The sequence below is a fragment of the Bradyrhizobium sp. AUGA SZCCT0176 genome, from assembly GCF_018130145.1.
GTDB lineage: Bacteria > Pseudomonadota > Alphaproteobacteria > Rhizobiales > Xanthobacteraceae > Bradyrhizobium.
The window spans coordinates 118,300-135,619 of record NZ_JAFCMB010000016.1 but is presented as its reverse complement, the minus strand read 5'-3'; the positions used below and the strand labels follow the sequence as shown (position 1 = coordinate 135,619).

The window sequence follows — 17,320 nt, the reverse complement described above, 5'->3', positions numbered from 1 at the left end:
ACACGACTTCACCGTACGCCTTTGTCGCGCGCGTCAAGCGCAACATCGGCGTCCACCGCATCCCACCCCGCGTCCGGACGATCGCGATACGCCCCTCGTAGAGGGATGAGACGGGAATGGATATGCCAGGTGAGTCGGGGTGGTCGTCAAGGGGAATTTCTGGAAAGCGGAAATTGATTTGCGGGCGCATAGTGTGACGTCGTTCAGTTCAGGCCTGTAAGGCGGATTGAAGCCACAACGCCCAGGTCGGCGGCGAGATAGACACTAGGTGATACAGCGAATTATTGGGTTCGCTGAAATTGCTAGGTTTTCTGAGGTTGGGTTGCAAAGAATGTAACCCTTAACGATACAAATCGTATTGCGCGAATATGCGCGTGTGCATACCGTGCACGAAGTTCAGTGAGACTGAAATTGAGTCTTGCTGGAAGGGTGTGGAGACCCCGGTATCCCGGAGCCTCCACCGCTTGAGTCCACCAACGGGGCTGCATGCTACGGCGGGCATACGTTCCTTCCGTAACATGGATGGTCCCTAGCTCTTCCTCGGAAGAGATAGGACCGCCACCAGAACGCCGGGACCGGTGTCGGCCGGTCCCGCATCTGGACGGCGAATCGGTTGGCGCCGACTCGCGTGGGTATATTTGACGCTCCGAAGTCCTGGAGTCTCCACGCGGAACGCTTCCGTTCCCCATGTTTTCCGTATTACTCGGGGACAAAGTGTCCTCAGAACCAGCTTATTAACAGGCCGACCGAGAAATTCGCTTGACCAAAAGCAGAATTAAACGCCGGAGACGAGGTCTTGAAGTGGAAGCTCAAGATGAAGCCGACACTGTAAAAGCCTGCCGTCAAGCTGGTAGTCCGGAAAGCAGCCAAGACAGCCAGCAAGCGCTAGGGCGGATTAGTCGAAGGCGTAATACGCCACCTTGAGTTTGATCCTGACGGTAGATTACCCTGTCGCTAATCTTGCTGCGCGCTGATTGCCGATGATTCGGCAAGGTCGGCCGTGTCCTGGCGAATTCAACAATGCCCTCGAATACCAATCCAGGCCGCAACCTAACACTAACTCTTCATGCTGATGCAGTAGCTGCCCCGGCACACAACGCCGCGCGTATGTGTCGTGAGGTCGTGGACCTTTACTTTGGCGCCCTTGCCAAAGCTGACCTCTCGGAACCACCGCCCGCATCGCAAGAGGCGTTTTTCCGGTTCAGTATCACCGGCCCAGGCATTACCGCGGATGAAAGGCGCAGCGCGCACGAAAATTGGATTCTGGCAAAGGCCTTTCAAGATCTAATGCGAGGAGTGAGGGGGTCGCTCGAAAAAGCGTACTTGTTCGTTCAGCTGCACTCCATTGGCCATATGCAGGTAGCAACCAACACAACAATCGATGAACTATTGGCGCCATTCCAGAAGAAAGCTCGGGTTACGAACTTTCCCGACTTGCTAGGAAAGCTAAATCAAAAATTTGCAACGCCCGTGGCGTTTTCCCAAGAATATGCATCGATGCAATCCGCCGCTTTGGTTTCGACCTAATTGGGATTTTCGCCCAAGTTAAACGCCCTGGCGAAGTCGTAGCACTCTCCACACAACACCTTTGGCTTAAGGTGCTCCAAAGCGGGGCCGATCCACTCGCCGTCCTCACGCCTGCATCTATTCTCACATTCCAAGCACCAAGCGTCTGGTCTCGGATTGTTTGGGTCGTCCAAAGTCCAAAAAAAGCCGACGCGCTGGCGGCCCGTTAGCCCTTGAGCGATATGTTGGCAGACCAAGGTTTTCGGGTTGGTCCCCATGAGTGGCGCATCGAACCCGCCGCATGGCAGATTGATCCTCCTTGGCGGGTTCTTGTTGCAGAAACACCTTGCGTTGACTCCGCCGTCAAGCCCCAATCCGTAGCGGCTTGCCGTAGGACGCCCCGCCGCGCTTCAATAGGCCATGACCACCAAGTCACGCGAATTCATATATGGCGCCTCGGTTCGGGCTGCCGCCGAAGATGCGGCCCGGGCGCGCAAGACCGCAGACCGTTTGGCTTGCGAGGCCTGGAACAAGCGTATGCTCGGCTTTCAGGGACCGGCGCAGCCCTCACCGGCGCTGGGTGACGCGCTCAATGCCGGGTACCTCTACCTCGAAGTCAAATGTCTTGGCTGCAAGACGCACCAGACGGTGGCGCTGAACACTGTACGCCGGCCGAAGGCGACGCCAATTCATGAACTGGAACGGTATATGCGTTGCCGGGACTGTTCGCAGGTCCGCCGCCATCCTTACAAGCGCAGTCATCTGGTGGCTCTCCGGCCGAACAAAATATCGGCCAGCGATCCGGCATCTAAATGGTGGCCGGGAGAACGCGACTGATCATGTGCAATCTTTATTCGATCACCACCAATCAGGCCGCGATTGCCGCGCTGTTTCGCGTCGTCAATCGTTACGTCGGCAACCTCGCGCCGATGCCCGGCGTCTTCCCCGACTATCCCGCGCCTGTGGTGCGCAACACCGATCACGGTACTGAATTGGTGACGATGCGCTGGGGCATGCCGCCGCCGCCGCGCACCGGCGGCCCGCCAGTCACCAACATCCGCAACACTTCGTCGCCGCACTGGCGCGGCTGGCTGAAGCCGGACAACCGCTGCCTGGTGCCGGTGAACAGCTTTGCGGAATACGCGCCGGAGCCGAATCCGGAGACGAAAAAGAAGGACGTGGTCTGGTTCGCCCTCAATGACGACCGGCCGCTGTTCGCCTTCGGCGGCATCTGGACCGTGTTCAAGGGCGATCGCGGCACCAAGTCAAAGCCGATCCCCGGCCCTCACAACGTCTACGGCTTCCTGACGACCACGCCGAATGCGATTGTCGAGCCTGTTCATCCCAAGGCGATGCCGGTGATCCTGACGACCGACGAGGAACGCGACGTCTGGATGCGCGGACCGTGGGATGAGGCCAAGGTACTGCAGAGGCCGTTGCCGGATGATGAGCTGATGATTGTGGCGCGCGGCGTGGACAAGGAAGACAAACCGGCAGGGCCCTAGGGCGGATTGAGCCGACTTGTCCGCCGTAGCTAAGAGAGCGAAGGCGGAAGGCGTAATCCGCCATTTGCCTTTGGTTCGAACGGCGGATTACGCTGTCGCTAATCCGGCCTACGCGCTGCGCTGGCCTGTGAATTGCAGGGGATAACCGGCTGGGGATTATCGGCCCAGTATGAGACAGGGCGCCGCCGGGACACTGTATTTCGAGCTCGGCGGCGTACCATTTAGGGCCGTAGGCGGATTGAGCCGAAGGCCTCCGCCGCTTTGGTTTCGACCGGACGGCGGATTACGCTGTCGCTAATCCGCCCTACGCGCTGATGCCACCCTTGACCGAGCACTCCGGCCCGGCGCCGGTTCCAAAACAATCCTTTGAACCTTTGCCCGTCCCTGCAGACAGATAGCTACCGGGGGATTGCACTTTCCGGGGCTAGCACAGCGCCACTAAGCATCATTCGGCTTTGGGGCGCTGTTGCGTGAGTGGCCAATTTTGAATCTGCGAGTGGCCTATTTCGGCCACTAGCCGTTCCTCTAAAGGAAAGGCCTATGACCGAAGGGCGACGTTTCAAACAAATCGACCCGCTCGACAAAGGCCTGTTGAAGGAGGCCGAGCGTCGCTGGAGAGAGGCTCGAATGGCTCTGCCCGGGGTGGTGGAGCGCGACAGGCTTGCTCGCGAAGCGCAACTTGCAGAGCCGGCTAGCAAGAGGGTTGCGGCACCCCGCCAGAATGCTCTGACCAAAGCGTAGGGCCGCCATTTTGTCTTTGGTTCGGACGGCGGATTACGCTGTCGCTAATCCACCCTATGCGCTGCTAACGATTTCGCGATGTGAGCAATATTGATCACTATGTCGGACAGCAGACATGCCAGATTGTCCCGATCACCGCCCGGCCATCGGCTTCTATCGGTGATGAGAACGCCAGTTGCGCTCCCGCCTCCCTCAAGGAATGGAGCAGCGCCCATGCAGCGACGCCGTTTCAAACAGTCCGCACCACTCCATCAACGTCTATCTCACGAAGCAGAACGCCTCCGTAAAGTAGCCCAAGGCACGCCGCCGGGGATCAAGCGCGACAATCTCATTCGTCAGGTTCGCCAGTTGGAGACCGCCTTGCAGGTCCAAGAGTGGCTAGGGTCGCCGGGCCTGCAAGCGCGCCGTTGATGCCAGCGTATCGCGCTTACATCGTAGGCGAGGACGGGCATTTCATCGGATACGAGCCGATGGTTTGCGCGGATGACAGCGGGGCCACGGAAAAGGCCAAACACCTTTGACGAGATCTGATGGCCGACCGACACGCTGAAAAAGTCGAAGGATTGACCGACCAGGACGACCTCGCGAAAGGCGTTGCTCTTCTATCGAGGAGGGCAGTGATTAGATAGGGAGGGGGCAACCCAAGGAGTTGCCATGAAAAAGCCTCTGACGATACCGGACGAGCCGCAACCCCGTAACATCACACGCGCTGACCTTGTGATGACCGCGGGCTTTGGCCTGGAAGTCGATGGCCGGATGAAGACGGTATTTCCAACACTGGAAGCGGCGCAGAAAAGGGCGAGGGATCTCAAAGCCGAGTTTCCGATGCTCCAAGTCAAGGTATACGACGCTGCGGAAAAGAAGATGCTGGAATTGACGCCGACCAAGTGATGCTATGAGACCATAAAAAGTATTCCGCCATTTTGTCGTTGGTTCGGACGGCGGATTACGCTGTCGCTAATCCACCCTACGCGCTGATTTGAGCTGTTAACATTTCGCGATGTGAGCTGTATTGACCAGATGTCGGCTGCCGGACATGGCAGATTGCACTGGTCACCGCACCGCTCCTGTTGGCCCCTATCGGTGATGAGAACGCGCGGTTTGCGCTCCCGCCTTCCTTTATGGAACGGAGCAGCCCTATGCAGCAGAGGCAGCACGACACACCACCTGAAATCCTGGAGCAACGTCTTGCCGAAGAAGCACACTGCTTGCGCGAGCAAGCCAAATTGCTTCCACCCGGCGCGGTTCGGGAAGCCACAATCCGCAAGGCACGACAAGCCGAGACCGGATCGCACTTGAGCGACTGGCTGCGATCTCCCGGCCTGAAGGTTCCGAACTAATGCACGCATTCAGCGATAACTACACCTTGGGCAAGTTCAACCCTCCCTCATATGCGAACTGGCTCGCCGAACTTCGCGCCCTGTTTCCTGTCCAGGATGAATTCCTTCTAGCGGATGCGATTTTCAGTTTCCCAAACGCATTCAAGGAAGGAAAGACGCCGCAACAGGCTTACGAGTTGTTCGATAGTTTCGTCAGCGCGGAGGCTTGAATTTGAACGACAACAGCCGTAGGCCCGCTGCGGTTGGCGGCCTCTTTGGTTAGAGACCCCTGCCGTCGTCTTTCCGGCTCGTAGTCGAATGAAGCAACGGCCGAACGGCGCATGACGCTGTCGCTAATCCGCCCTTGGAACCTCTGACTTGTCAGAGCGTCTGATTGAAGCTTCCAGCCAGAAAGGTGCCCCCCGACTGCTGGAGGAAAACCCGTACCATTCGGGTTGGCGGCCCCTCGTTGGGGCCGTTTTAAAAATCCGGAAACCGGTACCATTGCTCGCGGTTATCGCAACGTTTTGGCGTGGCGACCTTGGCCGCAATAATCGGCTTGATGCATCTCACCGACCGGATCGACGTTCGCGAACTCCCGTAGTTCTCCTACCGTGAACGATGTTCCACTCAACGGGCATACGACCGTTCGCCGCCAAACCTAGCTGCGCACCGTTATGGCCTTCTTGTAGGTCGCGCGGTCATCGAGGATCTTGACCATGTACTCGGCCACATCAGCGCGGGTGGCTGTTGAGGTGATGTTCCAGCGCAGATCGGTCCCGGCCTTCAGGTTTCCGCGAGCCGGCTTGAATGTCAGCGTTGCCGGCCGAACGATCGTCCAATCGCAGTCACTCTCCCGAACAGCTGCCTCCTGTTCCTCCTTGTCTGCCATCACCTCCTTGAGTGCGAGCTTGACCAGGAAGCCTGCGCCGAAACTCCCGGTGTGGTAGCTCTCACCGACACTCACCGAACTCTCAACGATGAGCCGGCCCCGGCCTCGAGGCATGGCGGCCAGAATGTTCCTGGTTCCCACCGAGCAAACCGGGACACCGGGCTGGCGTCGACCCCGATCGTCTTTCGCCTGAGGTATCGCCCCCAACGTGCAGATGATTGCATCCGTACCCTGGACCGCAGATGCCACCGAGGCCGGATCCATTGCATCGCCCTTGACGATTCTGAGACTCGGATGCGTCAAGGGCATGCGCTTTGGGTCACGGACAAAGGCAGTGACGACGTGACCCGCGGACAAGGCGGACTCAACGACGAGCCGTCCTGTCGACCCCGTTGCACCAAAGACAACGACGTTCATCAAACCCTCCCGTCGCGCGGCTTCGAAGCGCGATCGCCGTGCGGAGTGGTTTGGTCCGTGAAACTGGAAGCATCTTCGCGAAGATACTCATGCAGCAACAGCTCGGGGGCCTGCCGGGCGCAGTTCAGGCGTTGTTGTTGCGACGACATGATGGAAAGGACTCCTTGGGTTGGCGGCCGCGGCATCGACAGAATTTACCGCGCTGATCCTCAAGACGAGGCAGCCTGGTCGTTTGTGACAGCCGCCTGGCTCATGTTGTCCCTGCTGACCGCCGCCGCCTTCGCACGGCATCGACGACGCTACGTGGCGGTGCGTTTGCGGTCGATTGGGCCCGAGGGAGAGGGCGAGCCATACCAAGGTGTCGGTCCGCAGGGCGGATCGAGCCGAGCTGTCCACGGTCGTTCAAAGAGTGAAGGCGGAAGGCGTCATCCGCCATTTTGTATTCGGTTCCAGCATGTCCGCGGGAGCCGATTTCGTCACCGAACAGGTCGGCCGGGACGAAACCGTTTTCCCGGGCCGCGAAGTCGTCCTGAAACAGAGCGCCGGTAGGGTGCCCCCGCTCAAAGAAGGGGAAGCTCAAACAAGGGGAACGGTCATGTTAGTCGCCATCCTCAATTCGATTTACCGCCATTTCCTCACGGCTGCCATCGTTGGCATGGCAATGACCCAGGGGAGGCGGCGATGATCGAGCTCGTAGCAGCCCTGTTGGCCTTCCTCAGCATAGGCGTTTTCGTGGCGCACGCGTTGGACGCCTATCGCACCGGCTAGGGCCGGCGGATCAAGCTGAAGGCGTAATCCACCATTTTGTATTCGCTTCGAACGGCGGATCACGCCGCCGTCAATCCGCCCTGCGCGCTGGCGAAGCGTAGCGGCCCGCTCACTCAGAGCGGCTGGTCCGAGATCGCGAAGCTGCGTGACTGCGGTCACAGTCTGCGGGATAGCGCCACGGCATACTCGCTCCAGATCAACGGCGACATATCGCCAAAACACCGAGCGGGACCATGCACAGCCAGATCTCGATCTTGAGCGATGCCGAACTCGACTTCGTGAGCGGCGGTGACAAAAACGCCAAGGGGCAAACGGTGCCCCACAAGGAACCCAAGCCGCCCGTTGTCAATACACCCGTCGTGCCCGCTCTTTTGATCAAGTTCCATTTCTGACGGACTCCGCTCCGTGCGGGTCACGTCGCGCTTCCTGATTCCGTGATCAGGACCGCCTCCAAAAGTGACTGAACTTGCTTCCCCAGCCCTCCGACCTATCCAGAGGCGTCCGAACTCCCCTCTGCGAGGGTTAGATGGCCGAAGTCGTCGTAGAAGCAATCTGCCACCTTCTCGCGGCGCTGTTCGAACTCGGCCGCTATCTGCCACCGCTCAAGCCAAAACCGGGCAAGCCGAGCGTCCCGCAAGTCCCTGCAAAAAGACTGTCCTGATTCAGATTGGCTGATGTCCTCGGCCAGTACCGGACGCCTGGTCCTGGTCTACCTCGGAATTGCCCGAGAGCCGGATTGACCGGCGGTCGTCGATGCGACAGTTTAGTGACATTGATCGAAACGTATTCTTCGCGATTGCAGTTACTGACATGGATAACAGCGCCGAATATTGGCGGCGGGCGCTAGCGGCCCACGACCAAGCGCGACGGGCCACGAATGAGACGGACAGGGCTGCTTGGCGACGGATCGCCGAGAGCTTTACGACTCTCTTCCGGCAGGTTCAAAGTGAAGAAGCAGAAGAGGCAATGGCCGCTGTAGACTCCGTTGACGCAGCGACAAGCGACGATGTCCTGAAGAACTAGCGCCGGGGCCATGTTGCTTCGAGCCCGGACGGCGGATCACGTTGTCGCTAACACGCCCGACGCGCTTTATTTTTTCTTCCAGAAACGCGCGAGGATTTTGGGCCTGGGTCGCTTCCCGGCAAGTCTGGACCCGCTTGGCGGCGATGCTTGCTTCCTGACCATCCAGCGATGCGTGATATCGCAGCTCGGGCAGTGCAAGGTTTGCAGCTCGAATCCGGGTTGATCTGGCTGCGTGCGAACCAGGGTCATGTCGCTTTGACAGGTAGGGCAATGCGCCGGTTCTCCAGCCTTCATCTTCCCAAGCCTCCCGAGGAAGCGACAGACAGTTAGGGTGTAAACGATAAGAAATTTGTGGCCACATCAAGAAAGGGCATTCAAGGGCCAGCCGACTTGTCCGCCGTATCTCAAGGAGAAGGCGGAAGGCGTCATCGCCATTTTTGTCTATGGACGGTGGATTGCGCTGCCGCCGCCTTACGCACTGATTTGCGCTGTGTGCACAAGTGGACAGAACTAACAGTACCGGCAGCGTATTGTCGTGGCATCACCGCCCGGCCAGTGGCTTCCATCGGTGATGGACCGCCGGTTGCGCTCCCGCCTCCCTCAGGAATGGAGCAGCGCCATGCAGCGACGCAGTTTCAAACAGACCGCCCCGCTGGATCAACGCTTGACGGAAGAGGCAGAACGCCTGCGCAAGGAAGCGCGAGGCACCCCGCCGGGAGTTGCGCGCGACAAGCTCATTCGTCGGGCCCGACAGGCCGAGACAGCTTCGCACATGCAGGAATGGCTGGCGTCACCGGGCCTGCAGGCCCCACGGTGACGCCCGAAGCCTGCGTCGATCAAGCCACGGCCTGTCTTGCAGAAGCCAACGCCGATCCTGCGCGCCTAACGCAGCCCCCGGCGTCCAATGTGCACTTTTGAACATCATTTCGGAACCAATCATTCCAGCGTCACTTGCCCTGCCGGAGGACTGCAACACTGCAGCAGGGAGCGTTTGAAGTGGATCGTGCGGTTACGATACTGGTCGTCGAGGACGACCAGCTCATTCAGGCCATGGTCGAAGATGCGCTTGCAGACGGCGGGTTCAAATCAGCCATCACAACATCCGGCGAGGAAGCCATTGCGCTTCTCCAGGGTGATGAAACTCAATACCGGGCGGTCGTGACCGACATCAATCTGCTCGGAAGACTGAACGGATGGCAAGTCGCTCGCGCTGCCAGAGAGGCCGATCCGGCGATGCCCGTCATCTATGTGACCGGCACTCACGAAGGGGAGTGGGCATCCAAGGGCGTTCCCAACAGTGTCCTGCTCGCCAAACCCTTTGCCGCGGCGCAGCTTGTGACCGCCATTTCCAATCTGCTCAATACCGGCACGCCGCCGTCGTAGGCGATGTGCCGCGGAAGCGGACCGATCTGCGCATCCATGGCGCGCGGTATCGACAAGGAAGACAAGGCAGCGGCCGGTTGAGCGAACGCGGCGGGCAGGGCCGGATCACATTCCCGCCGGATCAAGCCGCGACGGATTGCGGTTCCGGCCTGGCCGCCACCACGCCGGCGCGCCTGATATTCAGAATCTGCCACTTCGAAGTATCGAAACAATCGGCGGCTTTGGTCTCCGCGGCGGCGGCATCCGGTGCCTGGATGGCGATGTGGAATTTCCTCGCACCGTCACTCAGCGTCATTCTGAAAACCTGCATTCTTGGGTGTCCTCCATCTGATGAAAAGGTGGCGCGAGCAGGGTTAATTTTTCGTTACCGAAGTTTGGCCTGTCGCTAATCCGTCCCACGCGCTGTATGGCATTTCCGTTCAACACGGGAAGGAAATGCGGAAATGACCCTGGACGCGCAGGCCCTGAAAGCCAGAATGCGTGACGATCTGCGCGCCGCCATGAAAGAAGGGCGCACCGATGAAGTTAAGCTCATTCGGGCGCTGGTTGCGGCAATCGACAATGCCGAGGCGCCGCCGCTTGACGCTGATCGGAAGGCTGCCGATCAGCACCGGTTCAAGGAGGGCACGGCAGAAATTGATCGGCTCGCTCTCGGACATGCGCAATTGCAGGTGATCCTGGCTGCGGAAATAAGCGAACGTGAGCACGCAGCGGATGAGATGATCCGTATCGAAAGAGCAGATCGCGCCGCAGCCTTGCGTACCGAAGCGGCGATGGCAAAGCGCTATCTTGGGCTTGTGGAATGAAGTTGAGGCCGCCGCAGTTGGCGGCCTCTTTACTTGCCGTTAAGTCCCCGGCGCGACGATATTCGAATGAGGGTGTTGGCGGCCACGATCGTTGCTCTCCTTGTGCTCCAATTTGTGGACGAGCATTTCCATGGCTCGCACTATTCCCGCAGTGCGAAGGCCGTCATTTCTCACATGGCGAGATCGTCCGGCTAGGCCGCCTCAGGTCCCGTGAAGTTCGTCCCGGCTCCGGCGTCATCCGCCCTTTGGTGTTCGGGTCGGGCCGCGAAATGCGCTTTGGTACATGCGCCCCAAGAGTTCCGGAAATGAAACTCCGCGCGATAGGCTGGCAGCGGAACAAAGCCGCTCCGTCGGCGTAAAATCCGGATGGACGATTTGGAAAAGCACAAGGAAGAGGCTCTCGTCGTGATGTCACTGAGCACCGCGACGCTGATCGCGTGCTTTGGTATCGCGCTTGCGTTGCTGTAGGACCGCGCGCCTCCACCGTATCCTTCTCACAACCCACGAACAGGCCAGAGCGGAACCGCTGGCCTATTCGGCCTGAGCGGTCGACGTCATCCCGTGCCCGTTAAGTTGCCTAAAGGACAGACGAAGGCCGTAAATGTCGGTTAGATGACATTATCACCGCGCCGTCCTAGGCATCTTTCGGTGACTGAGAGTTCGTCGCGCTCCCGCCTTTTCCGGAGAGAGCGCCATGCGCGGTCATCGCGAAAATCAACTTCTGTCCCGGCTCGATCGCGCCACGTTCGCGCAGCTCGAGCCGCACCTCACCATCGCAGAACTGCGCCACGGTTTTGCGATCGCGGAAACCCATGCGCATGTCCAGAGGGTATACTTCCCGCATGGCGGCATCATTTCCTGCGTCGTCGAGTTGTCCAACGGAGGGCGGATCGAAACCGGCATGATCGGCAAGGACGGTCAGTACGGCGCAGGCCCCGCGATGGATCACAAGATCTCCCTGAACCATGTCGTGATGCTGGTTGCAGGGTCCGCTTCGGTTGTCGATGCCGATCGGCTGCGCGATCTCACCCAGGAAAATCCTAAACTTCGGAAGATGCTGATGCACTATGAACAGTTCTTCCTCGCACAGGTGCAACAGACCTGTGCGTGCAACGCGGTTCATGACGTCTATTCCCGCACCTGCAAATGGCTCCTGAGGATGCAACAACTCGTCGGCGACGACATGCCGTTGACGCAGGAATTTCTCGCCCAAATGATCGGCGTCCGCCGAACCAGCGTCACGGCAGTGGCGGGAAAATTACAGGACGCCGGATTGATCTCCTATTCGCGCGGCCGGGTTCACATCCTCGACATTGCCAAGATTCAGCAGCGCGCGTGCGAGTGCGATGCAGCCGTCAATTCTCACTACGCGCGCATCTTCGACAGCTGATCAAAGAGCACGCCTCGTTCGGCCGCCTCCAGCGCCCTGACCGCAGTCCCATTTTCCCGATGCCATGCCAGCGCAACACGTCGCAAGCCTCGCGCAGGCGAGCCAATGCCGGCAACGGGCCGGGCGGTGCGAGGGTTTGAAATGTCAGAAACCGGGCAGACGATCCGAGCGACGGCGGTATAAAATCGGGCATTGGCAGTTTTTGTGAGGTAGAATGCCATGGCTCAGACGAGGAGGAGGCGGGTCAAGCACACGGCCACTTTTGAGGAGCGGCTGGCGGAAGAGGCCCTGCGATTCAAGGAAGCGGCGGAAGAGCAACCTGCCGGCAGCATGGCTCGGGAGCTGCTTTTGCGCCGGGCGCAACAGGCTGAAACAGCTTCACGCATGAACCGGTGGCTGTCGTCGCCAGCGCTGGCATCGCGCAAGTGAATGGGCACCGCGCGTCCTGCAGCGTAACAGAAAGCTGCCGGCATAGCAGGCAACGGGCGGCCCGGCCGGCTGTGCCCGGCGCGTGGCGTTACCCGGTCGTGAGTTCTACGGTGAGGATTGTTCGCCCGGTGCCGTCGGGGCCGTCCGTGACCCACACCTTCCAGGGATCGCCGGACCAGAGGCCGTCGGTTTTGCCGAGGTTCAGCAACTCCCGGACGGCGCGAACGGCTTCCTCCTGGACCGCGCCCAAATCCGCAAGGTCAAGGCCGGTCGGGTCCAGGTTGTGGCGCCATTCGCCAAGTGGAAATAATGCCGCGCCATAGTTGTGCTCCGGGGAAGGCGGGAGCGTCGCTCTGTCACCGATATATACCTGGGGAATCGGGCGATGATGTCCGCACGCTAACTGCCCCTTCGCCGTTGGTCTGCTCGCTAAGCAACGTTGGGACGGAAAACTTGCAAGACTCTGTAGCCATTGTTCGCTGACCGACAGAGCAACCTATTGCGAATGTGTAGGTTGAGTAGCGTGTTCGCCTTGGTGGTTGAGAAACCGGCATGCCGCGATATTATTTTCACATCGATGAGCTGGACACCGATCCTGACGGCACCGAACTGCCCGACCTCGAAGCCGCGCGCCGGGAAGCGCTGCTGGCGGCGCGCGAATTGCTTGCCGAGTGGATCGTCCTCGCTGCCGACGGCATGCCGATGAGGATTCTGATCGCGGACGAGGCAGGAAACGTGCTGGATACCGTCCATCTGCACGACGCGCTGCCGCGAGCGCTGCGGGAGAAATAGAACCAGCGTCTCATTGCGGCCTTTTCATTGGGCCTTGTCAGGCCCGTCATCATTGCCAGGGAGGGCAGGGGCTGGCCTGATGGCCTTGAAAGCTTCGCGCCTGCCAGCGCGGCCACCCGTTCGGCTGTGGCGCACGAATTTCATCGTGCGGCCGGATGCAGAACCGTGGTATGTTGAGAGATTAGCGCGACCGGCATTGATTGCAGACAAGTATCGAATTTTTTCCGATGGAATACCGCGGCAAGAATTATCTGGTTTTCGAAGGCGATCAGCCCAATTCGTGGCGATGGGCGGTGACGCTTGACGACCACACCACCAAAACCGGCGAAACGAAAACGCGCAGCGAGGCCATCACGCAGGTGGTACTGGCCGTCGACCGGGCCCTTTCAAAATCGGGCAGCCGATGAATAGGGCCGCCAACGGGCCTGCCAGACCGGCTCAGTAGCCCCGGCGATAACGCCGCTCGCTTTGTCTCGGCGCTGCCGCATGAGCGTAAAACGGGTTGAGGAGGCACTGCGCAGCGCGGCCGGAAGCCGATGCCGCGCATTGGGCCATCGTATAGTAGGTGCAATCTTCGAAAGAACCGCCTCTCGGTGGAACGACATGCGCACAAACTGGAAACGCCGGGTCATAGGTCTGAGCCGGAGCTTGTTCGGCTGCGGTAACCAGACCAATCGTCAGAAACGCCAAAGCCAAAATGCGCATCGGAACATCCCTCGAAGTCGCCAACCAGAACAGCCTCGCGGGTTTATTGTTGAGCCCGCTTGCCGGAGCGAAACGTCTGCCGCCAAAGCACGGCACAGACGCGCAACACGGTCACTAATACTAGCGCCTTCTCCCGCCGCACGCCCTCGAATTTAGCCGCCTCGGTCATCCCTGCCGGCTTTTTCAGGTACATGGGGTGAAAATCCGTGATGGGTCAGAAGGTTCCGAGCGGCCGAGGCTTCGTTACAAGGCTTCGTTATTAGGCTTGGTGATAGGCTTGAGCATCAACACTGATAAGGCCGCTTCAGTTGGGCGCCCTTTGTGATTCCGATCACATTCCTGCAAAAACAGCCTCGGCACACTCGCTCCAGATCAACGGCGAGCTCCTCGCCAAACACCGAGCGGGACGATGCGCAAGATAGTCGGCTTCTCGCCCTGCTCGCTGTGGCGGCGATGCACCCCAACAACAGATATCATCCGCCGGCAGCGACCAGCCACGTCATGAACGCCCCGAACATGACCAGGAATTAATCCGCCCCGGGGGTTTGAACTTTTGGAGGGGTTGGCCCGTCTATCTATCGAAAGCAATTCACAGCAATTCGAGGAGTTTCGACCATGCGCCGCAATGTTTCCCTTGCCATTCTGGCAGCCGTTTCAGCCTTGACCGTCGTCGGATCGATGTCGCCAGCACCCGCAGCCGAGCGCATCCAGGATCGCTATTGCCTGCAAGGCCGCCAGTGGGGCTATCCCGGCAATTGCCAGTTCTCCAGCTACCAGCAGTGCATGGCGACCGCGTACGGGACCGACGCCTATTGCGGCATCAACCCCATGCACGCTTACGCCTACTATCCGCGCGGCCGTTACTACGACCGGTACTGATCTGCGCGCTGCCTGTTTCGGCCAGGGCCATAGGGCGGAAAGAGCCCGACGGGTCGCGCAAGGCGCGGCCCGATGAACAGATGGCGGCGCAGTCCGCTATCCTGTCTTGGGTTCGAACGGCGATGGTGCTCCAGCTCATCCGCCCGGTGCGTTAGGCCGTACTCATAAATTTCCGATGTCCGCTATGCCACCAATAGCGACTAGAAAGCGGACAATGCTGGATGTCCGAGAAGTGCCCATGAGCTGACATGCCCACCCCAAATTTACCGTGACCCGACCAAAAAACCACCTTGAAGCCCGCTTTCCGCATTAACGTCGAAGCGATAGGTTACGGCGGTACGCACAGGCATTGCGAAAACGTTGTTTAAGCGGGATCTGCGATGACGATTGTTTTCGTTCACGGAAATCCTGAAACAGAGGCAGTATGGGACGACCTAGTCCCGCATTTGCGCAACCACGACGTTGTTCGTCTGTCTCCACCCGGGTTTGGCTCCGCAATCCCTTCGGGCTTTGACTGTTCCACCGACGCTTATCGCGACTGGCTCGCCGTCGAACTTGGAAAGTTGGCACAACCCATCGATCTTGTGGGACATGATTGGGGTGGCGGACATGTCATCCGCATCGCGATGGACCGTCCAGATCTGATACGGTCCTGGGCAAGTGATATTTTGGGCGCCTTCGACCCTGATTACGTCTGGCACGACATGGCACAGGCTTGGCAGACGGCAGAAATCGGCGAGCAGGCGCTTGCACAGATGGCCAGCATGCCGGCAGAGGCCCGAGTCGAGCGGTACGTGAGCCTGGGCATGACCAGAGCAATCGCTCAGAAAGTGATCGCAGGTGCGAACGCGGACCTGGGTCGAGCGATTTTGTCGCTGTACAGATCAGCCGCTCAACCGGTGATGCGCGATCTCGGTGCGAGCTTGCCGCGAGCCGTTGCCAAACCCGGCCTAGCGATTATCGCTACGGAAGATACCTTTGTTGGCGGAGAAACGCTCGCGCGCCGTTCTGCCGAGCGCGCCGGCGCAAAAGTCGCAGTGCTGGAAGGAGCGGGTCATTGGTGGATGTGCCAGCAGCCCAAACAAGGAGCGGATGCGATAAACGCGTTCTTGGCAAACCTCAGCTAGGTCAGGTCTTTATCAACGTTGCTTGCCGACGTGGCTATGACGCCGATTGGATCAGGGGGCTCGCCATAGGCGAGGCGCATGGGCCAACATCCCGCCAAAACGCAATCGCAACGATCCGATCTGCTGCAGCCCTTATCTCTACCGCGGCGCAACCGGATCGAGCGTTTCTTCAACCCGATCAAGCAATGCCGTCGGGTTGCGGCGCGCTACGACGAGCTGGCTGCCAACTTCCTTGCCTTCGTGCAACTTGCGTCAATCAGGCTATGGCTCCGCGCTTATGAGTCCACGCGCTAGTTCGTCAGCCGTATCGGCGACGCCGCCACAAAAAGCTTTGTGAACGCCGATTGGATCGAGGCGACGTCCGACGCCACCGTAAAATACTTGCCCGCGCACGCCGACAAGGCGATCGGAATATCGTCGACGCGGGTCGCGCCGCCGAGGCTGCCGGGCTGGCCGAGCGTCGCGTTGTAACCCCAGTCCCAGGTCATCGGGTAATAGGGCGTATTGATGATCGCAACGGTGACGCCCTTGCTCTTGAACGTGCTGCAGAAGGCCGTATCGAACACCTTGACCTGGGATCGAAGCGATGGCTCCGAGACCCACGCCCGTGTCGGATCGTTGACGCCGTCGGTGGCAATGATCACCATTTTCAGCGGACTCGACGCTGAGCTGCCGTCACCGGCGGGGCCGACATCGCTGATGAATTTCGATATCAGGCTGTTGAAGGGCGTTGCCGCCGATGCGTCGGTGTTGGCAAGCGCAGGCGCCGGGAAATTGCCGGATACCATCGAATAGGTGTAGGTCGGAGCCGTCAGTTGCGTCAGGTTGTCGTCGAACGACCACAGCCCGACCTTGACGTGGGATTTCAGGCTGGAATTGCTGTTGAGGTGTGTCAGCAGATTCTGGACGCCCTGATTGACGACCTGGTAGCGCAATTCGATTCCCTTGTTCAGGGCCCAGGCATATGAATCGGTGCCGTTGGCCTTGTCATGACAGGCCAGCGCGCAGCCGCCCTGGCCGTTCATCATCTGCGTGATGCCCGCACTGGTCGAGGGCAACAGCATCGATGCGGAGATGTCGATCAGGAGGTAGACGTTCAGGTAAGGTTGGGCCGTCGAGCTCGACTGCGAGGCCGTCGACAATTGCGTGGTCGGATGGCCGGCCACCTTCATGAAGGAGTTGGAAACGGTGCCCGTCGCCGTTCCCTTTCCTGCAAGCGTGAGGCCGTTCATCGTGAAGGTGGTACTGATGCTGGCCGAGATGCCCGATGTCATATTGGCGGAGAAGAAATTGGCGGCAGCGGCATTGGCTGCCGCAATCGCCGCGGTGCTGCTGGCGCCGGAATCGAGCGCTTGTTTGCCGGCGATCGAGCCGGCCAGGATCGCGGCATCGAGCGCCGACTGCATCTTGGTGCGCTGATTGTTCGCCACCGAATAGTCGATGGCGCAGCCGACGGCGATCAGCAGGGGCACCAGGACAATCCCGAACAGGACCGCGATATTGCCCGAGCTGTTTTTTCCAAAGCGGGCGACGCACTCGATCGCGCCGATCCTCGTCGAATTGGCAACGTTGGCCAGAGCCCGAAAAAATTGAAGATGCACGGTTGGGCTCGCCCTCGGATCTATGTCAGCCGGTAAT

Annotated in this window: 23 protein-coding genes and 1 pseudogene; 18 read left to right on the top strand and 6 right to left on the bottom strand. The window is 59.6% G+C overall.

Features of this window, described 5'->3' with window-relative positions:
* Nucleotides 1–1,020 precede the first annotated feature (1,020 nt).
* The 6 genes from JQ600_RS28390 to JQ600_RS28365 all read left to right on the top strand — a co-directional run bounded on the left by JQ600_RS28390 (nt 1,021) and on the right by JQ600_RS28365 (nt 5,301).
* Nucleotides 1,021–1,527, top strand: a complete 507-nt coding sequence (locus JQ600_RS28390; protein ID WP_212490180.1) for a hypothetical protein — start codon at nt 1,021–1,023, stop codon at nt 1,525–1,527.
* Nucleotides 1,528–1,926: 399 nt separating this feature from the next.
* Nucleotides 1,927–2,343: a hypothetical protein gene (locus tag JQ600_RS28385; RefSeq protein WP_212390077.1), complete on the top strand. Its 417-nt coding sequence runs from the start codon at nt 1,927–1,929 to the stop codon at nt 2,341–2,343.
* Nucleotides 2,344–2,345: 2 nt separating this feature from the next.
* Nucleotides 2,346–3,011 (top strand): SOS response-associated peptidase, encoded by a 666-nt coding sequence (locus tag JQ600_RS28380; RefSeq protein WP_212490179.1) that lies wholly within the window; start codon nt 2,346–2,348, stop codon nt 3,009–3,011.
* A gap of 540 nt (nt 3,012–3,551) precedes the next feature.
* Nucleotides 3,552–3,752: a hypothetical protein gene (locus tag JQ600_RS28375; RefSeq protein ID WP_212390073.1), complete on the top strand. Its 201-nt coding sequence runs from the start codon at nt 3,552–3,554 to the stop codon at nt 3,750–3,752.
* Nucleotides 3,753–4,406: 654 nt separating this feature from the next.
* Nucleotides 4,407–4,643 carry a hypothetical protein gene (locus tag JQ600_RS28370; RefSeq protein ID WP_212265996.1) on the top strand — a complete coding sequence of 79 codons (237 nt, stop codon included), beginning with the start codon at nt 4,407–4,409 and terminating at the stop codon, nt 4,641–4,643.
* Between the two features lie 448 nt (nt 4,644–5,091).
* Entirely contained in the window at nt 5,092–5,301 is a 210-nt protein-coding gene (locus JQ600_RS28365) for a hypothetical protein (RefSeq protein WP_212265998.1), read from the top strand.
* Nucleotides 5,302–5,732: 431 nt separating this feature from the next.
* On the opposite strand, the gene JQ600_RS28360 is transcribed toward JQ600_RS28365, so the two are convergent.
* Entirely contained in the window at nt 5,733–6,380 is a 648-nt protein-coding gene (locus JQ600_RS28360) for an NAD(P)-dependent oxidoreductase (RefSeq protein WP_212390071.1), read from the bottom strand.
* A 409-nt stretch (nt 6,381–6,789) separates the two neighbouring features.
* On the opposite strand from JQ600_RS28360, the gene JQ600_RS28355 reads away from it, so the two are divergent.
* The 4 genes from JQ600_RS28355 (at nt 6,790) to JQ600_RS28345 (ending at nt 9,554) form a co-directional block, all read left to right on the top strand.
* Nucleotides 6,790–7,065 carry a hypothetical protein gene (locus JQ600_RS28355; RefSeq protein WP_212390069.1) on the top strand — a complete coding sequence of 92 codons (276 nt, stop codon included), beginning with the start codon at nt 6,790–6,792 and terminating at the stop codon, nt 7,063–7,065.
* Nucleotides 7,066–7,381: 316 nt separating this feature from the next.
* Nucleotides 7,382–7,540 carry a hypothetical protein gene (locus tag JQ600_RS28350; RefSeq protein ID WP_212390067.1) on the top strand — a complete coding sequence of 53 codons (159 nt, stop codon included), beginning with the start codon at nt 7,382–7,384 and terminating at the stop codon, nt 7,538–7,540.
* Between the two features lie 134 nt (nt 7,541–7,674).
* Nucleotides 7,675–7,809 (top strand): hypothetical protein, encoded by a 135-nt coding sequence (locus tag JQ600_RS37280; protein WP_283813442.1) that lies wholly within the window; start codon nt 7,675–7,677, stop codon nt 7,807–7,809.
* A 1,358-nt stretch (nt 7,810–9,167) separates the two neighbouring features.
* Entirely contained in the window at nt 9,168–9,554 is a 387-nt protein-coding gene (locus tag JQ600_RS28345) for a response regulator (RefSeq protein WP_212266001.1), read from the top strand.
* 121 nt (nt 9,555–9,675) lie between these two features.
* Here JQ600_RS28345 and JQ600_RS28340 read toward each other — a convergent pair whose 3' ends face one another.
* The gene (locus JQ600_RS28340; RefSeq protein WP_212002287.1) at nt 9,676–9,864 is read right to left on the bottom strand and encodes a hypothetical protein; all 189 of its coding nucleotides are present in this window, start codon (nt 9,862–9,864) and stop codon (nt 9,676–9,678) included.
* A gap of 133 nt (nt 9,865–9,997) precedes the next feature.
* Between JQ600_RS28340 and JQ600_RS28335 the strand changes: the two genes are divergently transcribed.
* The 3 genes from JQ600_RS28335 to JQ600_RS28325 all read left to right on the top strand — a co-directional run bounded on the left by JQ600_RS28335 (nt 9,998) and on the right by JQ600_RS28325 (nt 12,179).
* Nucleotides 9,998–10,360: a hypothetical protein gene (locus tag JQ600_RS28335; RefSeq protein WP_212266002.1), complete on the top strand. Its 363-nt coding sequence runs from the start codon at nt 9,998–10,000 to the stop codon at nt 10,358–10,360.
* A 694-nt stretch (nt 10,361–11,054) separates the two neighbouring features.
* Complete coding sequence (locus JQ600_RS28330) at nt 11,055–11,750, top strand: Crp/Fnr family transcriptional regulator (protein WP_212390066.1); 696 nt, start codon at nt 11,055–11,057, stop codon at nt 11,748–11,750.
* A gap of 219 nt (nt 11,751–11,969) precedes the next feature.
* Complete coding sequence (locus JQ600_RS28325) at nt 11,970–12,179, top strand: hypothetical protein (protein ID WP_212266005.1); 210 nt, start codon at nt 11,970–11,972, stop codon at nt 12,177–12,179.
* Between the two features lie 88 nt (nt 12,180–12,267).
* Here JQ600_RS28325 and JQ600_RS37660 read toward each other — a convergent pair whose 3' ends face one another.
* Nucleotides 12,268–12,459, bottom strand: a complete 192-nt coding sequence (locus tag JQ600_RS37660; protein WP_409363318.1) for a DUF6894 family protein — start codon at nt 12,457–12,459, stop codon at nt 12,268–12,270.
* Between the two features lie 272 nt (nt 12,460–12,731).
* Here JQ600_RS37660 and JQ600_RS28320 point away from each other — a divergent pair, with 272 nt between their 5' ends.
* Both JQ600_RS28320 and JQ600_RS28315 read left to right on the top strand, forming a co-directional pair.
* On the top strand, nt 12,732–12,971 hold the full coding sequence (locus JQ600_RS28320; RefSeq protein WP_212266007.1) for a DUF6894 family protein: 240 nt from the start codon (nt 12,732–12,734) through the stop codon (nt 12,969–12,971).
* A gap of 227 nt (nt 12,972–13,198) precedes the next feature.
* Nucleotides 13,199–13,378, top strand: coding sequence for a hypothetical protein (locus tag JQ600_RS28315; protein WP_212266008.1), 180 nt, complete (start codon nt 13,199–13,201; stop codon nt 13,376–13,378).
* A 31-nt stretch (nt 13,379–13,409) separates the two neighbouring features.
* Here JQ600_RS28315 and JQ600_RS28310 read toward each other — a convergent pair whose 3' ends face one another.
* On the bottom strand, nt 13,410–13,676 hold the full coding sequence (locus tag JQ600_RS28310; RefSeq protein ID WP_212266009.1) for a DUF3551 domain-containing protein: 267 nt from the start codon (nt 13,674–13,676) through the stop codon (nt 13,410–13,412).
* A 43-nt stretch (nt 13,677–13,719) separates the two neighbouring features.
* Nucleotides 13,720–13,869, bottom strand: coding sequence for a hypothetical protein (locus JQ600_RS28305; protein WP_212390064.1), 150 nt, complete (start codon nt 13,867–13,869; stop codon nt 13,720–13,722).
* A gap of 422 nt (nt 13,870–14,291) precedes the next feature.
* Between JQ600_RS28305 and JQ600_RS28300 the strand changes: the two genes are divergently transcribed.
* The 3 genes and pseudogenes from JQ600_RS28300 to JQ600_RS37655 form a co-directional block, all read left to right on the top strand.
* Entirely contained in the window at nt 14,292–14,555 is a 264-nt protein-coding gene (locus JQ600_RS28300) for a DUF3551 domain-containing protein (protein ID WP_192739909.1), read from the top strand.
* 380 nt (nt 14,556–14,935) lie between these two features.
* Nucleotides 14,936–15,682, top strand: coding sequence for an alpha/beta fold hydrolase (locus tag JQ600_RS28295; RefSeq protein ID WP_212390062.1), 747 nt, complete (start codon nt 14,936–14,938; stop codon nt 15,680–15,682).
* Between the two features lie 29 nt (nt 15,683–15,711).
* Nucleotides 15,712–15,976 (top strand): annotated as a pseudogene (locus JQ600_RS37655) (transposase); the annotation flags it as partial.
* On the opposite strand, the gene JQ600_RS28285 reads toward JQ600_RS37655, so the two are convergent.
* Complete coding sequence (locus JQ600_RS28285) at nt 15,973–17,283, bottom strand: TadE/TadG family type IV pilus assembly protein (RefSeq protein ID WP_312017268.1); 1,311 nt, start codon at nt 17,281–17,283, stop codon at nt 15,973–15,975. The pseudogene JQ600_RS37655 and the gene JQ600_RS28285 sit on opposite strands and share 4 nt — an antisense overlap.
* Between the last annotated feature and the right edge of the window lie 37 nt (nt 17,284–17,320).

Bases quoted from the DNA above. Each gene is read 5' to 3' on its own strand.
- JQ600_RS28390 (WP_212490180.1), top strand. From the start codon at position 1,021: ATGCCCTCGAATACCAATCCAGGCCGCAACCTAACACTAACTCTTCAT.
- JQ600_RS28385 (WP_212390077.1), top strand. From the start codon at position 1,927: ATGACCACCAAGTCACGCGAATTCATATATGGCGCCTCGGTTCGGGCT.
- JQ600_RS28380 (WP_212490179.1), top strand. From the start codon at position 2,346: ATGTGCAATCTTTATTCGATCACCACCAATCAGGCCGCGATTGCCGCG.
- JQ600_RS28375 (WP_212390073.1), top strand. From the start codon at position 3,552: ATGACCGAAGGGCGACGTTTCAAACAAATCGACCCGCTCGACAAAGGC.
- JQ600_RS28370 (WP_212265996.1), top strand. From the start codon at position 4,407: ATGAAAAAGCCTCTGACGATACCGGACGAGCCGCAACCCCGTAACATC.
- JQ600_RS28365 (WP_212265998.1), top strand. From the start codon at position 5,092: ATGCACGCATTCAGCGATAACTACACCTTGGGCAAGTTCAACCCTCCC.
- JQ600_RS28360 (WP_212390071.1), bottom strand. From the start codon at position 6,380: ATGAACGTCGTTGTCTTTGGTGCAACGGGGTCGACAGGACGGCTCGTC.
- JQ600_RS28350 (WP_212390067.1), top strand. From the start codon at position 7,382: ATGCACAGCCAGATCTCGATCTTGAGCGATGCCGAACTCGACTTCGTG.
- JQ600_RS37280 (WP_283813442.1), top strand. From the start codon at position 7,675: ATGGCCGAAGTCGTCGTAGAAGCAATCTGCCACCTTCTCGCGGCGCTG.
- JQ600_RS28340 (WP_212002287.1), bottom strand. From the start codon at position 9,864: ATGCAGGTTTTCAGAATGACGCTGAGTGACGGTGCGAGGAAATTCCAC.
- JQ600_RS28335 (WP_212266002.1), top strand. From the start codon at position 9,998: ATGACCCTGGACGCGCAGGCCCTGAAAGCCAGAATGCGTGACGATCTG.
- JQ600_RS28330 (WP_212390066.1), top strand. From the start codon at position 11,055: ATGCGCGGTCATCGCGAAAATCAACTTCTGTCCCGGCTCGATCGCGCC.
- JQ600_RS28325 (WP_212266005.1), top strand. From the start codon at position 11,970: ATGGCTCAGACGAGGAGGAGGCGGGTCAAGCACACGGCCACTTTTGAG.
- JQ600_RS28320 (WP_212266007.1), top strand. From the start codon at position 12,732: ATGCCGCGATATTATTTTCACATCGATGAGCTGGACACCGATCCTGAC.
- JQ600_RS28315 (WP_212266008.1), top strand. From the start codon at position 13,199: ATGGAATACCGCGGCAAGAATTATCTGGTTTTCGAAGGCGATCAGCCC.
- JQ600_RS28310 (WP_212266009.1), bottom strand. From the start codon at position 13,676: ATGCGCATTTTGGCTTTGGCGTTTCTGACGATTGGTCTGGTTACCGCA.
- JQ600_RS28305 (WP_212390064.1), bottom strand. From the start codon at position 13,869: ATGTACCTGAAAAAGCCGGCAGGGATGACCGAGGCGGCTAAATTCGAG.
- JQ600_RS28300 (WP_192739909.1), top strand. From the start codon at position 14,292: ATGCGCCGCAATGTTTCCCTTGCCATTCTGGCAGCCGTTTCAGCCTTG.
- JQ600_RS28295 (WP_212390062.1), top strand. From the start codon at position 14,936: ATGACGATTGTTTTCGTTCACGGAAATCCTGAAACAGAGGCAGTATGG.